Annotated in this window: 13 protein-coding genes; 4 read left to right on the top strand and 9 right to left on the bottom strand. The window is 48.2% G+C overall.

All coding sequences use genetic code 11. The features are described from left to right. Window positions 1-30: 30 nt before the first annotated feature. Window positions 31-984, top strand: coding sequence for a hypothetical protein (locus OCV37_RS16140; RefSeq protein WP_038184312.1), 954 nt, complete (start codon window positions 31-33; stop codon window positions 982-984). A gap of 126 nt (window positions 985-1,110) precedes the next feature. On the opposite strand, the gene OCV37_RS16135 is transcribed toward OCV37_RS16140, so the two are convergent. From OCV37_RS16135 to OCV37_RS16125, 3 genes are all read right to left on the bottom strand, one after another. Continuing rightward, window positions 1,111-2,022 carry a DUF808 domain-containing protein gene (locus OCV37_RS16135; RefSeq protein ID WP_038184315.1) on the bottom strand — a complete coding sequence of 304 codons (912 nt, stop codon included), beginning with the start codon at window positions 2,020-2,022 and terminating at the stop codon, window positions 1,111-1,113. A 136-nt stretch (window positions 2,023-2,158) separates the two neighbouring features. Beyond that, window positions 2,159-2,965, bottom strand: coding sequence for an AraC family transcriptional regulator (locus tag OCV37_RS16130; RefSeq protein ID WP_038184317.1), 807 nt, complete (start codon window positions 2,963-2,965; stop codon window positions 2,159-2,161). Window positions 2,966-3,054: 89 nt separating this feature from the next. Further along, window positions 3,055-3,474, bottom strand: a complete 420-nt coding sequence (locus OCV37_RS16125) for an OsmC family protein (RefSeq protein WP_038184320.1) — start codon at window positions 3,472-3,474, stop codon at window positions 3,055-3,057. Between the two features lie 588 nt (window positions 3,475-4,062). On the opposite strand from OCV37_RS16125, the gene OCV37_RS16120 reads away from it, so the two are divergent. Further along, window positions 4,063-4,530 carry a dCMP deaminase family protein gene (locus OCV37_RS16120; protein WP_038184324.1) on the top strand — a complete coding sequence of 156 codons (468 nt, stop codon included), beginning with the start codon at window positions 4,063-4,065 and terminating at the stop codon, window positions 4,528-4,530. A gap of 21 nt (window positions 4,531-4,551) precedes the next feature. Here OCV37_RS16120 and OCV37_RS16115 read toward each other — a convergent pair whose 3' ends face one another. Further along, on the bottom strand, window positions 4,552-7,209 hold the full coding sequence (locus OCV37_RS16115) for a hybrid sensor histidine kinase/response regulator (protein ID WP_038184326.1): 2,658 nt from the start codon (window positions 7,207-7,209) through the stop codon (window positions 4,552-4,554). Window positions 7,210-7,309: 100 nt separating this feature from the next. Between OCV37_RS16115 and OCV37_RS16110 the strand changes: the two genes are divergently transcribed. Beyond that, complete coding sequence (locus OCV37_RS16110) at window positions 7,310-7,750, top strand: hypothetical protein (RefSeq protein ID WP_051680756.1); 441 nt, start codon at window positions 7,310-7,312, stop codon at window positions 7,748-7,750. Then, window positions 7,747-8,787, top strand: a complete 1,041-nt coding sequence (locus OCV37_RS16105; protein WP_051680758.1) for a hypothetical protein — start codon at window positions 7,747-7,749, stop codon at window positions 8,785-8,787. The genes OCV37_RS16110 and OCV37_RS16105 overlap by 4 nt, the downstream gene beginning before the upstream one ends. 52 nt (window positions 8,788-8,839) lie before the next feature. Here the strand turns inward: OCV37_RS16105 and OCV37_RS16100 are convergent, their stop codons facing one another. The 5 genes from OCV37_RS16100 to OCV37_RS16080 form a co-directional block, all read right to left on the bottom strand. Next, entirely contained in the window at window positions 8,840-9,874 is a 1,035-nt protein-coding gene (locus tag OCV37_RS16100; RefSeq protein WP_038184328.1) for a hybrid-cluster NAD(P)-dependent oxidoreductase, read from the bottom strand. A gap of 109 nt (window positions 9,875-9,983) precedes the next feature. Further along, the gene (gene hcp / locus OCV37_RS16095; protein WP_038184331.1) at window positions 9,984-11,645 is read right to left on the bottom strand and encodes a hydroxylamine reductase; all 1,662 of its coding nucleotides are present in this window, start codon (window positions 11,643-11,645) and stop codon (window positions 9,984-9,986) included. Window positions 11,646-11,843: 198 nt separating this feature from the next. Beyond that, window positions 11,844-12,458, bottom strand: coding sequence for a LysE family translocator (locus OCV37_RS16090; RefSeq protein ID WP_038184332.1), 615 nt, complete (start codon window positions 12,456-12,458; stop codon window positions 11,844-11,846). A 160-nt stretch (window positions 12,459-12,618) separates the two neighbouring features. Beyond that, window positions 12,619-13,935 (bottom strand): MATE family efflux transporter, encoded by a 1,317-nt coding sequence (locus OCV37_RS16085; protein WP_038184675.1) that lies wholly within the window; start codon window positions 13,933-13,935, stop codon window positions 12,619-12,621. A gap of 207 nt (window positions 13,936-14,142) precedes the next feature. Further along, complete coding sequence (locus OCV37_RS16080; protein WP_038184334.1) at window positions 14,143-15,300, bottom strand: iron-containing alcohol dehydrogenase; 1,158 nt, start codon at window positions 15,298-15,300, stop codon at window positions 14,143-14,145. Window positions 15,301-15,451 lie beyond the last annotated feature (151 nt).

Genomic DNA, 15,451 nt, shown 5'->3' with positions numbered 1-15,451 from the left:
AAAAAATAAATTTATTTCTACGGGGTTGTTGTGCGTAATTTTTTCATAATTCTCTTGTCATTAGGCTATCTTTTTTCTCCAACACTATTATTTATAAATGGCTATTTTGAAATCGACCTAATTAGAAATCATCTAGAATTATTATCCGATATAGAAAAGTGGCAATTTGGGGCAACAGCGCTGTTATTTGCGGTGTGGTGGTTAATCGCTTTTGGGCTTTACGCCAAAGGGACGTCATATTACCTCAATGATTTAGCCGGCATTTTAGGGGTCGCTTTTGCAATGTTGTCGCTATCGGGGATGGCATTTAGGGGGCATAAAATTCTGGTACTATTTTTTATGATTTCGGGTTTTCTATGTATCTACTGTGTCAGTGTTCCAATTTATAAATGGTTTTTCAGAACGCTTAAGCAGAAAGAGTTTGAGTTGGCGCTCTTGTCAGCATTCATTGTGGCCTTAGCGCTCTATATTCTTGATGGTTACGCCAGTATTTGGCTCAATCAGATTTTTGGTGTGAGTGCTCAGTATTTTAGTTTCACGAAACCCATCGCGATGCTGCTTATTCTTACACCTTGGCTGGCTTTAATTTCTTTTGTACTGATTGTCGTGCTCACCATTTATTATTCCATCGGCAATCAGTCGCAATCTTCCAAAATCGCCATTTATAAATCCAAGGCTCAAAAAGGCAGCTCCCGGATTTTTCGGGTTTGTCTCAGGAAAGATAATGGGCACAATTTCTATTCAGTGAACAAAATCATGGCTTGTTATGTCATCTTAATTTTAAGTATGGCTTTTGGCAGCCGTGCGACTGAGACCGCAGTCCTCGTGGCAAGTAAGTTTGATTTTGATGCGAAAACACCTTGCAAAGAAAGTCAGGCGGCTAAAGGCGGCATTATTTTGGATCCTGCGTTAAATCATGTGTTGGTCAAAGCCGTTGAGGCTGGAAAAACAAATTTCATCGTGAAAACGTGCACACTCCATTAATTTTTCCAGACGGGTATTTTTGCCGTGCCATCTATCGGGAGGAAATGGTGCGCAATCAGCGCTGTCATGAGTATCGACGAAAATCATTGCGCACCAAAAATATAAGTATGACTGATAAACGCCTGCTCACTCAGCGGAGCGGGCAAAGCGACGGTGTCCCCATGTCCAGACACCGGCGAGGATTAATCCGGCGAGGAACCCGGTGAGACTCTGCCCCACCAGACGCCCGACAGACTGCATCAGATAGATATCCGGTATGCCGTGGATCAGGGATTCAATCCCGTGGTGCAGCAAGACCACCTGATGGGTGATAATACTGCCGCCGACCAGAAACATCGCCAGCGTACCGACCACGGTCAGCAGTTTCATAAACCGCGGAGCAGCGTGAATCAGCATCTGCCCGATCACATGGAAAATCCCCCGGCTATGGGAACGCCTTTCGAGATAGAATCCGAGATCATCCAGTTTGACAATCCCGGCGACTAATCCATACACACCGGCGGTCATTAAGACCGCAACAAAACTCATCACCAAGATTTGGTTCAAAGCGCTCTGTCCCTGTACGGTTCCCAAAGCAATCACAATGATCTCTGCCGACAGAATAAAATCGGTGCGGATCGCTCCTGCGACTTTGCGTTTTTCATAAGCTTCGAGAGACAGGGATTCCGTCTCTTCTTCCGGCTCAACATCCTGATGCGGCGCATGACCATATTTTTCAATCACCTTCTCTGCCCCTTCAAAACAGAGATATAACCCACCGATCAACAGTAACGGCATAATCAGCCACGGCGCGATTTGACTGAGTCCCCATGCAATCGGCACGAGAATGACTTTATTGCGTAGTGACCCCTTGGCAACGGCCCACACTACCGGGATTTCACGCTCTGCCGCCACACCGGAGACTTGCTGCGCATTGAGTGCCAGATCGTCTCCCAGTACTCCGGCCGTTTTTTTGGCAGCCACTTTCGACATCACTGCGATATCGTCGAGTAAGGTCGCAATATCATCCAGAAGGGTAAGTAAGCTAACGCCCGCCATACAGGTTCTCTCATTCGGTATTTGACTAAAATGTGATGCTTATCATGAACCGATTCGCACAGTAAGACAAGCACATCAATCCAGTACTACATCATGCATCCAAACCACGGAAAAATCACAAGTAGCAAGTGGATACTCACTCATCAAGCGTGAGGAAACGGTGCTTATACTGTTCTGGCGTCACACCGGCGTACTTTTTAAACATATTGATAAACGGGCTGGCCTGACGATAACCAAGCGTGTAAGCAACCTCTTTGACTGAGCAGCCATGACGCAATAACTCCATAGAATGCAGATAGCGAACCCGCATTCGCCATTCGGTAAAACTCATGCCCAGCTCGCTCTGACAACAGCGTGCAAGTGTCCGTTCAGTGGTATGGACCCGTTCCGCCCAGATTTTCAGGCTGGTATCGTCGGCCGGATTGTCTTCAACCACAGCCAGAATAGGCGAGAGGTATTTATGTGTAGATGAGGGCAAGAAGTGGAGTTCGGTTTCTTGCGCAGACAGTTGATCGAGCAACACATCCACCAGCCGCCGATCCGCTTCACTCTGCGGGACACCCACTTGCCGCTGGCGAAAATCTTCAATAATCGCCTGCACAATCGGGGTAATTTTGAGCAGACTGGTTTGTTCAGGAAAGGCGGTGGTGAGCGACTGATCGATGTTGAGCGAACAGTAGTCGAGGGGTTTACGGTTATAGCTGCGATGCACGACACCAGCCGGTACCCAAATCGCCAAATGCGGGGGCGCAAGAAACCGTGTCTGCTCGGCTTCCATTTCTAAAATACCGCCGGAAATCAGTTGCACCTGCCCCCAGGGATGGCTGTGAATGCGGGTCTCGGTATTCGAAACGAACGCTTCAAAATTCATAAAAACATCAGACGGTGCCTGTGTCACAGCAAACTGAGGATGAAGCCGCCAGGCGGATTTATTTTTTTTCATCCCCACCCCATCTCACTGAGTCTCATCTCACTGACAGTCACACCGTTCTCTTGTTCATGTTGGCGATCACCACGCACAGAGCTGTGAAATCAGACGTTTTCGGCATCCGCAGTGACAATCTCCCAACTGTGACGCATTTCCACGCCTTGGCCGAGCATCAGACAAACCGAGCAGTATTTTTCCAGTGAATCTGCGGTCACTTTGCTGACAATCGCCGGGTCCAATGCTTCACCGGAAACCTCAAAGTGGATATGGATCTGCGTAAACAGACGCGGTGCCGTATCACGACGCTCCGTGGTCAGCTTCGCCCGGCAGTCGGTTACACGTTGTCCTGCGGATTTCAGTCCGTCAACCACATCGACAGAGCTACAGCCCCCGGCAGCCATCAACACCATCTCCATCGGACTCGGTGCCGTTTTGCCGCCGCTGCCATCCATCACAATGGAATGACCTGACGCGGACTGACCCATAAATTTCAATCCATCAACCCAAGTAACCTCAGCTTGCATATCCTTCACCTTCATCTATTGAAAACGCCGCTTATCCTACACGCCACTAAGCGGAATGCAAATAGAAAACCCCATCAAGCGAGGCTTGATGGGGTTTCTGTTCTTACTTGCAGCAATCCAGCTACTCGATGTGCTCCCTGCATCTATTCCCTGATAGTCTGCTGATTCCTTCAGCGCATTCCATTACATCGCCATCTTGGCGTGTGTCCCTTCGCGATCCATGCCGATGAATCATCCTGAATCATCGAATCTTCTTCCTGAAGATGACCAATCCTTGGGCCTTTCCTGTTCCTTGTCAGCATCCTACCGACAGATTCAGAATACGCGAATTCGATTTTCGTGCAAATCCTCGTGAAGCAAACGATTACACGGATAAAGTGCTAAAAAACAGACAAATTTATATTTATCATTGAGTTAAGGTGACAAACACCCCATAAAACTGACACACAAACAGCTATATCTCACAGACCATGTGAGAGATCTCTTACAAAAAGAATCGGAAAAAACACTCGGTTCCCTCCGTGCCAGATTCAATATAAACTGCGTGATATCCATATCAGCGAAAATAACATATAGGGTTGTCAGACAATGATGTCAAAATGGGTTCACCGCTTCTATCAGATGGCCGAGCTGGTCTCGTCCTGGAGTAAAGATCCGTCTACTCAGGTTGGTGCCGTCATTACCAAACAGAACCGAATTGTATCGGTCGGATTTAATGGCTATCCGCATGGCATCTCGGACAGTGTCGATATCGATGATCGGGATATGAAATATCTGAAAACGCTGCACGCGGAAGAAAATGCGATTCTCTTTGCCAAACGCGATCTGGATGGCTGTGACATTTATGTCACGCACTTTCCCTGCCCCAACTGTGCCGCCAAAATTATCCAGACCGGAATCACTATGGTTTACTGCCCGGAACAGAGCCAAGATTATCTCTCGCGCTGGGGGGATAAAATTCAGGTCAGTCAGGAGATGTTCAATCAGGCCGGTGTCCAAGTCTGCTGGATACCACTCAGTGAGCTGAACAACCGCACCGATAGCAACACCCGCTAGTCCGGGCGCAAAGCATTCGGCTCACCGGGATGATGACACCTGAAGCGAGTTGAGCATATCGAGCAGTTGCTCTGCCTTGTACGGTTTTGGCAGGTATGCATCCATCCCTGCCTCATAACATTTGGTAATATCTTCATCGAGCACGCTGGCCGTCAGCGCAATGATCGGCACATGCCCGCGCTGATTTTCTATCTCCCAGTGGCGAATTTTGCGAGTGGCGGTAAAACCATCCATCACCGGCATCATGCAATCCATCAAGACTGCCGCATACTGGCCGCCCTGCGTAATCACATCTAATGCTTCCTGACCATTGTTGACCACGGTATATTCAAAATCGGCTTTATCGAGGAAGAAGCTGGCAATCTTCTGATTCATCAGATTATCTTCCACGACTAAGACACGTTTCGCCAACCGGTCGGCTGCCATTTTGTTTTTCCCCGGCGTGGCTTGATGGAGTGCCGGATGCGTGTCCCGCAGGGCCGCTGCCATTCGGTTCCCCAAAAACGGCAGGGTGATATTTGCATCGCTCAGGCTCACCAATGCCCGGTTTAAGAATAGATGGTGCTGACAAGTGACGATTCTCACTGACGGGAAAAGCTGGCGCAATTTTTCAATCTCTTGGCTGGCATTGCGGGTCAGGCAAGGACAATACAAAATAATATCTAATGAGCGATCAATTTTCTGGCCGATATCATCCAATGATTCAATTCGGCTCAATTCTCCGCCAAGTCGCTGACACTCCTGATGAATTTGCGCACTGTACACCGAACTGTTGGAAATCAACAACGCGCGAAAGTCGATTGGCTCAGGATTCGGCTGCTCCGCAGGCAGTTTGAGCGGCACCCTCACTTCAAAACAGCTCCCCTTGCCCTTGACCGACTCAACCGTCAGCGAGCCATCCATCAGCGTCATTAACTGCTTACAGATCGGCAGCCCTAATCCGGTGCCGCCATAACGGCGCGTGATGCTGTCATCCTCTTGGCAGAATGGCTCAAAGATTTGTTCGATTTTCTCCTGCTCAATGCCGATCCCGGTATCTTTGATACGGCAAATCAGCATGGCATCGGCTTCCTGAAAAGTGATTTCTGTCCTGATCTTACCTTCACGGGTAAATTTCACCGCATTTGACAGCAGGTTCATTAAAACTTGCCGGAGACGAAATTCATCGGCAATCACTAGTGTCGGTAGTTTCGGATCAAGTGAAATTTGCAGCTCATTAAATTGAGCAACGGCCTTGGAATTGAGCATATTTACGGCATCATAAATCAGCTCTTTAATATTGAAGGAGTGCGGTGAAATCGCCAGTCGCCCGGATTCGATTTTAGACAAGTCTAAAATATCATTAATCAGTACCAGTAAGGTTTGTGAAGATACTTCAATATCCGCAATCACTTCTTTTTGTGCCGCGCTTAACTCGTGCATCCTGAGCATTTCTGTTAAACCGATAATCCCATTCAGCGGCGTGCGAATTTCATGGGACATATTCGCAAGAAAGGCACTTTTGGCCCGATTGGCAGAGACGGCCTCTTCTTTGGCTTGTACCAGATGGCGTTTCTGCTCCGTTAATGTTTGCATCACCTCATTCATGCCGATCGCAAAACGGGCAAATTCGTCATAACCATCGACGGGAATCTTCTTCATCTGGCTGAGCTGCGACTTTTCATTAATCTGAGCCATCGTATGTAAGATCCGACTCAATCGGGTCGAAATCCGATAGGACGTGCTAATACTCAGCAGGATCAAACCAGATAGCGTCAGAATAACCAGCACAATCGCCGTATAGATAAACTGTTCATCACGCTTCACCAGTGTCTGAATCTTTTGCGCTAATGTTTTAGCGTACCCCAGCACAAGTTGTCGCAATGCATCCTGCTTGCGTTCAAGGCTGTTCATGTATTTATCGAGCAGTTGAGGGTCAATCCGGTCATAAAGCAACTTGTCTCTGATCACACTGGCATGTTGGAATTCCTGTTGGGACAGGAATTTCGTCATCTGATTCAATTGCGCATCACTGGCACCGAAATTGATAAAATATTCCATGTAGGTTTGCTGGCGGGCAATAATTTCAAAATACTCTTGTCGCAAAAAATTATCGATTTGATGTTTGCCGCGAATTTGCTGCATTAACCAGGTTTCTCGTTCAATCCAATAGAGAAACCAGCTTAACTGGCCAAACGTGGTTTCCATCTGATAAATATGTGTGGGCGCTAAATCCCCTGAATGCTTTTGCACCGCGACCATCATTTCATAGATTAAATCAAACCCCCACAATGACTGAGCCATCAATGCATCATCCCGAATACCGGATAGCCGTTCTGTCAGTTTTGTCAGTTCATCGAGATTGGACACAATGACTTGTTGATCGCCTTGAGCCATGATCTCCCCATGATTTTGTTTCAGCGCCACGCTGATGTTTTTGGTTGTCTGATGAAACAATAAAGACTGATGGGGTTCGATCGCCCCGATCTCCTGCCTGAGATTCAGTAGCTGATAAAATTGATCGGATAAAGTAGAAACTTTCTCGAGAATTGAGATGCGAGATATCGTATTGGCGTATCCGCTCATTCGCTTTTCGACTTGCATGAACCACTGATACGCCCCCCAACTGATGATGATGACCGGGACGATGCATAACACAATCAGTCGGTTTTTTATCGATAAACATTTGAGTACCGACATAATTCTTCCTTGAAACTTTACGAAGCTGGCCTACTTTTTAAATATAGACGTTATAGAATGACTTGCCCGAACTTAATCTCACTGCAATGGAGAACTGTATTTGCGTATTGCCGGTCCTTGGTGGGTGCTTTGTGTTTTATTATTCAGTACATCCTGTATTGCAGATCAATTTGCAATTATTACCAAGAAGAACGCACTCCCGTTGTTAACCGATGTTCAGGTCAAAATGCTCTACCGGGGGCGGTTGACTCACATTAACGGCACACATATTCAATTGGCCGATTTACCTGCCGACTCCAGCATCCGGGCACATTTCTACCTTCGCCTACTGGGAAAATCACCGGCGCAAATGCAGGCTATTCGGGCCAGACAAAGTTTTTCCGGCAAATTTATCCCCCCTTATGAACTCTACAATGAGGATATGCATACCATCAGTCAGTGGCTGGACGAACATCCCAATGGCATAGCCTATATTCCTCAAGACTGGCTTTCAGATCAGGTTCGCATTCTTTATCGTTTTGGTGACGAGGACGCCCTATGAAGCATTGGATACAATTCATATTTGTCTGGATGATCACACTCCAAACCAGTGCACACCAGTACGAATTTAATGACGCCATTCGTCTCAGTGGCTTTGGTACATTCAGCCTCAGCCGCTCTGACAGCCATGTGCCTGTTTTTGTCTATCGGGATATAGATGATCAATGGTGTGCAGACTGTGACAGTACCCTCGGCCTGCAACTGGACTGGGTTATCAATGATCAGTTCCGCGGTTCGGTTCAGGCTGTCAAACGCCCTCAGGACAATTATTCAGATCCGGAGTTAGAATGGGCTTATCTGGCTTATACACAAGGCAATTCAACCCTGAAACTCGGACGGCTGAGAATCCCGATGTTTTTACTGTCGGAGTATTATTATGTCTCGGCAGCCTATCCGTGGATTCGTCCGCCTCACGACATATATGACAGCTTTGTCGGGGTGACCCATTACAATGGTGCCGCATACGAGTGGCAATACTGGCCGACCGAGCAATTACAACTCAAAATTTCCCCCTACATTGCCGCAGCCGAGAAGAATGATTATCAATTCTTCGGCAAGCCTTTCACACTCGATAGCAGTGATGCGTATGGCTTAACCGTGGATCTGTTTCAAGACGATCATCAACTCCATCTGTCCTATTTGTCCGTCAACTCTGATCAGAATCAAAACGGGAACACGGTTTATCATTATGACTTGGATATGCTGTCGGTCGGATTTAACTATTTATACCGCGGCTACAATATGACGGTAGAAACACTATATGATTCGGGACTTTTTGCCGACTGGTACATGGGTATTTCCCGGGATATGGGCCATTGGCTCCCTTATATTCAGTACGGGCAATTGCGCGGCCACGCGAACCAGACCTATCTGATCGGAATGCGCTATCCGCTCACGCCTCGATTAGTGATAAATGCCGAATGGGAATATGTCCGCAGCCCGCACACACCACTCAGTGGTCACTTTACTCAGCTACAAACAACATCCATTGAGAATGACAGCCAAATTTTTACACTCGCACTGTCATTCACGTTCTGATGCTGACTCTGGCCGAATACGTATTCGCCGCCTTGACCGCTGCGGACATGGTTCAGAGGGACACTTTCAGATCCGAACGAACCCGACTCGAACAGGCGAGCACGTAACCATCCCGGATCTCCGCTTCACTCAGTGTTTCCTGACTGGAAAACTCAATCTGCCCCTGTTCGACCCGGCATTTACATGATCCGCAAATCCCACTGCGACACGCGGCAATCACCGGCACACCGGCTGACTCAAGAACGTCTAACAAGGTATCACCTTGCTGTGCATCGGCAGAGATGCCAAAACCGGGCACCTCAACGGTGACCGAAGCGTGGCTGTCGTCATCAGGCTGTGGTGAATCCATCCCGATAGCCGCGGCACTGAATCGCTCCTGATAACAGTCTGACATTTGAAACCCAATCTGATCGAGATAAGTGGTGACATCTTGCATAAAGCCTTCGGGGCCGCACAGATAGACCGTTCTTTCCAGAATATCCGGACAAAGTTTCAGCAGGTAATCCTGATCCAGGCGCCCCTGCATATGCTCGCTCTTCCCGGCTTGTTTGAGCAATAATTTCAGATGAAATGATGGGTGAACCGTATTCAAATGTAATAACTCTTCATAATAAATGGTATGGCGCACATCTCGGGCAATATGAATAAAGACAATATCGACACCCCCTCGCGAGAGCCAGTCTGCGGTCATCGACATCACCGGCGTAATACCGCATCCGGCACTGATCAGTGCAACACGTCCGCGGTGAGAACAATCCACATTATTAAACGCGCCCTGCGGTTTCAGTAACTGAACCCGGTCACCCGAACTGAGATGATCAATCACATGGTTGGAGACTTTACCGCCTTCGACACGCTTGACCGTAAACTTCATCATCGTCTGTTCTGGCAAGGTGCTGATCGAGTAGGCGCGATACTCAATTTTACCGTCAATCTCAAACCCTAAACTCGCAAACTGGCCGGGTTTAAAATGAAAACGGCGGGCATTCTCCGGGCAAGCCAGCACGAAACTCACGGTATCCGGTGTTTCATGCCACTTTTCGGTACAGACTAATGCAACAGGCGTATCAAAATCCTCTGCGATCATCGTTATACTCCCTCTTAAATGATGGTTACTTTTTGAATTGGGGGAAGAACAGAAATGCGCCTCCCGGTTTCCCGAGAGCGCGCAACAAATGCATGATAGTGCATATTAATCATGCTACAAGGATTGTATTCAGGTCATTATCCACGGTGGTAATACTGCGCATATCAAATTCGCTTTGCAGAATGGCCATCAAATTCGGTGTGAGGAACGCCGGGGCCGTCGGGCCGGTATAAATGCCTTTCACACCTAAAGCGAGCAGTGTCAGTAAAATCACGATGGCTTTTTGTTCAAACCATGACAACACCAAGGTTAACGGTAAATCATTGACACCACAGTCAAACTCATTTGCCAGTGCCAGCGCCAGTTGAATGGCGGAGTAGGCATCATTACATTGACCGACGTCCAATAAACGCGGAATACCGTTAATCTCACCGAAGTCATTTTTGTTGAAGCGGTATTTCCCGCAGGCGAGCGTCAGAATCACACTATCTTGCGGTGCTTTTTCGGTAAATTCGGTATAGTAGCTTCTTTCCGCTTTATCACCGTCACACCCGCCCACTAAGAAGAAGTGTTTAATATTGCCCTGTTTAATTTGATCAATCACAGCAGGCGCGGCTTGCATCAATGCATTGCGGCCAAATCCAATGGTGATGAAATGTTCAATTTCATCATGACGGAAACCGTCTTGGGCAAGCGCACACCGGATCACGTCACTAAAATCATCCCCTTCTATATGCTGCACACCCGGCCAACCAACAATACTGCGGGTAAAAATCCGCTCGGCATACTGACCGACATTCGGATTGAGCAAGCAGTTCGAGGTCATGACAATCGCACCGGGGAAATTGGCAAATTCTTTCTGCTGGTTCTGCCACGCACTACCGTAGTTACCGACCAGATGCGGGTACTTTTTCAATTCCGGATAGGCATGAGCCGGTAACATTTCCCCATTGGTATAAACATTGATGCCCAACCCTTCCGTCTGCTGGAGAATTTTTTCCAAATCGTGCAGGTCATGCCCGGAGACTAAAATACATTTCCCTTTGACCGGTTTCACATTGACGGTGGTGGGTTCCGGATGCCCAAAGGTCTCGGTTTCCCCTTTATCGAGCATTTCCATAATCTTAAAGTTCATCAGCCCGATTTCCATTGCGGTATCGAGCAATGCTTTGGCCTCTTCCGGATCACTGCCTAACCAAGCCATAATCTTGTGGTATTGCCCGTACATCTCTGCATCTGTTTGTCCCAGCACCCGGGCGTGTTCCAGATAAGCGGCAGCGCCTTTCAAGCCGTACAGACACAAAAGTCTTAACCCGATAATATCTTCATGCAGTTCATTGTGGCCGCGATTGACCGTGGCATCCGGTGCCAATGACAATAATGCATCGCGACTTTCCGGCAAGTCGGCCAGAGCTGCGGTGTATGGCGTTGGAATAACCATATTGTGCAGCACAGCAGCAGCTTGAACCCGTTCAGCCAGCGAACGACGGTATTGATTCGATTCAATCGCCAGCTCAACAATGCGTTCCGGATCAAAATTGACGTTCGTTAATGTCGAGAAGAATGCTTTCGGTGCCCATTGATCAATCATCGGATCAATCACACCACACTGCCGACCGAGATTTGCCCAGAAAGAAACCCCTTGCAGTGAATAGACCAGAACATCTTGTAAATCAGAGACTTCAGCAGTTTTACCACACATCCCCTGCGCATAGGCACACCCTTTTCCTGCCGGGGTTTGAATCGTCTGTTCACATTGAATACAAAACATAGGCTCGCTCCAGATATTGTTGTATGAATTTATTTGAATTCCGGAGCCAGAAGGGCATAAACCATGCCATGAAAAAACTATATATATTTCATTAATTTAAAATAATAACCTGATAAGATGTAGGTCATTTTAACACACTTAATTCGTGCATATAGACATGAAAGAGTCATTATGACACAATCTAAAAATTGATTTAAATCAAATATTTATCATAATCCGGCAAGCCAATGCGATCAAAACCACACCAGAAATCCGATCGATCAGCACGGCTTGACGCTTTAAACGAGTCAATACCGCCGCACTGGAAAACAGTAACGCCAGCAAGGTGTACCATAATCCATCCACGAACAGCGGCGTCATCACCACAATGGCCCGGCTCAGCGCATCATGACTCAGCGTGATAAACTGGCTAAATAATGCGGTAAAAAATAAGGCAATTTTCGGATTCAGCATCGAAATCATCAGCCCTTCTTTGGCCGATTGCCATACCGAAACACGGATACCGGTCTCCACACTTGTGGCCACACCGCCCCGGGAACGCAACGCCTTCCAGCCCAGATAAGCCAGATAAACAGCCCCGAGCAAACTAATTGCCTGAAACAGCCACTGCGCCTGTTGCAACACAATCGAGAGCCCAATCACCGTCAGAAATGCATATGCACCGATCCCCAAAGCATGGGCCCAAGCGGTGGCAATCCCATTCAGCCGCCCTCCGGCAAGTGTATGTTTGGTCACCATCGCCAGACTCGGCCCCGGAGACATCGCACCTAACAGGCAGATAGTAAATAGTGATAACCATGCAGAAAATGCCATAAGTGATACATCCTTATCTAATCAATGATGCGACCGAATCAGCATTGAACCATTGATTCAGTCTTGAATCCATGCCGTTGAACCGCCAAACCAAATACCCCAACGATACCTTCTGTCATATGAGACAAATGCAGGGCTTTATTGACCGGATTGACCGGCGTCAATCAGCCACACAACGCTGACGCACCTGACCGATAGACGGATAAAGAAAGGCAAAACGCCCGATATAAAACAGCGTAAACGCCAGCCAGAGCCCCTGATTTCCCCACACATCCATAGTGAGATAAATCGCCAGCAGAAATACCGTCAATGCCATAAATGTGGCATTTCTGACCGGACGGGTGGTACCGCTACCGGTAAAAATCCCGTAAACCGTCAGGCCGAATCCAGCCACCAGCGGAAAAGCAATCAACCAGCCACTGACCTGATGATACTGTTGAATCACGTCAGGGATCTGGGTAAACAGCCGCACCTGCTGCTGATGGCTAAACACCATCACCAAGGTGAGTAATGCAATCAGCCCACTGGTCCACTGAAAATTCACCTTTAACATCCGGGCAAACAGGCCCGGTGATTTCTCACCCACCGATTTGCCACTGAACACGCTCGATGCATTGGCCACCCCTTCAAACATGTAGCTCATCAGAAAGGTCATTTGCATCATAATAGAATTGGCTGCCAGCGTCTCCGCCCCCAGCGCTGAACCAAATCGCGCCATGCAGTTAAACATCGCCAGCAGGCACACAGTGCGCAACATCAGATCGGTATTGGCCGAGACAATTGTTTTGAGTTCCTGACGCCCCATTTTCGCTAACCCCAGATAAGGCGCAAATGAGAACCCCGCAGCCCGGCGCACCAGATATATCCCAATCACAAACGTAGTCATCTGCGCCATCAACGTCGCGATCGCCACTCCGGCCACCCCCATATTCAAGCCGACCACAAACAAAATATCTAACACGATATTCAGTACATTACCGAAAATCTGAGTCAGCAACGTCTCTTTGACTTTTGCCTGCCCCATCAGCCAGCCAATCAGGGTATAGTTGAGTAATACGAATGGCGCCCCCCAAATCAGGATGAAGAAGTATTCCCGGGTCTGCACCGCGACCTCCGGCTCCGGCTGAATAATCCACTCAGCACCGCGCCAAATCAGACTCTGACCCAGAATAAAAATAACGCCAACCACCGCAGCCATGACAAAAGGATGCAGCAAACTACTTGCCTTCGCTGACTCACTGTTTTGGCCTAAAGCAATGGCACTCTGCCCCGTGGTACTCACGCGGAAAAATCCGAACAACCAATACAGGGTATTCATGATCACGGTGCCGACCGCAACACCACCAATCAGCGCTGCCGAACCAAGCTGACCGATCACAGCGGTATCCACCGCACCCAGCAACGGCTGAGTGACCGTCGATACGATAAAAGGAATAGCAATTTTTAAATAATCTTTATGAGTCAGAACGGTGGTCATCTTCAACATCTACATCCAAGGGAGTTTGAATCATCAGCGATTTTAGTCAGTGCCGCAATATGACCGATCCCATCGGACGCGTAAAGTCTCTTATCACAATTTCAAAGGCTGGTATTGAGGGATGTATTGTATTTACAACCCGGGAGTCGGCACAAAAAACCCGATCATGATGATCTCATGATCGGGCTGATTTGATTCACTGCACAGTTACAGCGCCATTTTTAATATTGCTGCGGCATCGTGCGGCGTAATATCCTGATGTTCTCCAAGTGCCAGCATCCCGTGCTCGGTGAGTTTTTCTTGCACGGCCGGAATATCTTTCTCACTCAGATTGTAGTCAGACAGGCGGGTCGGGTTGCCCATCTGAGTGAAGAAGGCTTCAGTTTGTTGAATCGCCTGTTCAATCTGCTCATCTTCTGTCCCCGAGGTAATATTGAGGACGCGATGCGCATACTGTAACAGCTTGCCTTTTTTCTGCTCTTTTTTGTAGCGCCACAGCGCCGGCATGACAATCGCCAGCGTCTGAGCGTGGTCGAGACCGTATAACGCGGTCAGTTCATGACCAATGGCATGAGTTGCCCAGTCAGACGGGACCCCGTTTTTCAGTGTTCCGTTGAGGGCCATTGTCGCCGTCCACATCAGATTCGCCCGGACTTCATAATCTTCCGGGGTCGCCAGCGCTGCCGGGCCGTCTTCCAGCAGATTCAGCAATAAACTTTCGGCAAAACGGTCAGAGACTTTGGCGTTGACCGGATAAGTCATGTACTGCTCCATGATGTGAACGAAGCTATCGACAGCGCCATTGGCAATTTGACGCGGTGGCAATGTATACGTCGTTTGCGGATCAAGGATCGAGAAGACCGGACGGACGAAATCAGAGCCAAAAGAAAGTTTATCTTGTGTTTCTGCCCGGGTAACGACGCTGTTTTTGTTCATTTCAGAGCCGGTCGCAGGCAACGTCAGCACACAGCCCAAAGGCAAAGCGCGACGGACACAATCACCACCGGTGGTCATAATGTCCCAGGCGTCCCCGTCATAACATGCCGCAGCAGCAATAAACTTACTGCCATCGATCACTGAGCCGCCACCGACAGCCAGAATGACATCAATCTGCTCTTGCTTTGCCACAGCCACCGCTTTGATCAGGGTTTCGTAATGCGGGTTCGGTTCAATCCCGCCAAACTCGACCACAGTACACGCTTGCAGCGCATCGAGCACTTGCTCGTAGACACCGTTTGCTTTAATACTTCCCCCGCCGTAAGTCAGCAAAACACGGCTATTGGGAGCGATTTCTTCTTTCAGCGTGGCAATCTGACCTTTGCCAAAGTGAATTTTAGTTGGGTTGAAGTAAGTAAAATTATCCATAGGATTTCCTAATAATGCTGTCTGAATTGATTGTGCCTAGGCTATCAAGTAACGAATGCCATGCCTACCGTAGATTGTGTTGTTATTTGGGGTGCGAAAACGCAAGGTGCATCATGTTTTGAGACCCGAGGCCGGGCAAATGAGATAAAGG

The organism is Vibrio rhizosphaerae, from assembly GCF_024347095.1.
Classification (GTDB): domain Bacteria; phylum Pseudomonadota; class Gammaproteobacteria; order Enterobacterales; family Vibrionaceae; genus Vibrio; species Vibrio rhizosphaerae.
The sequence above is the reverse complement of the archived record's forward strand: the minus strand, read 5'-3'. Positions and strand labels throughout refer to the sequence as shown.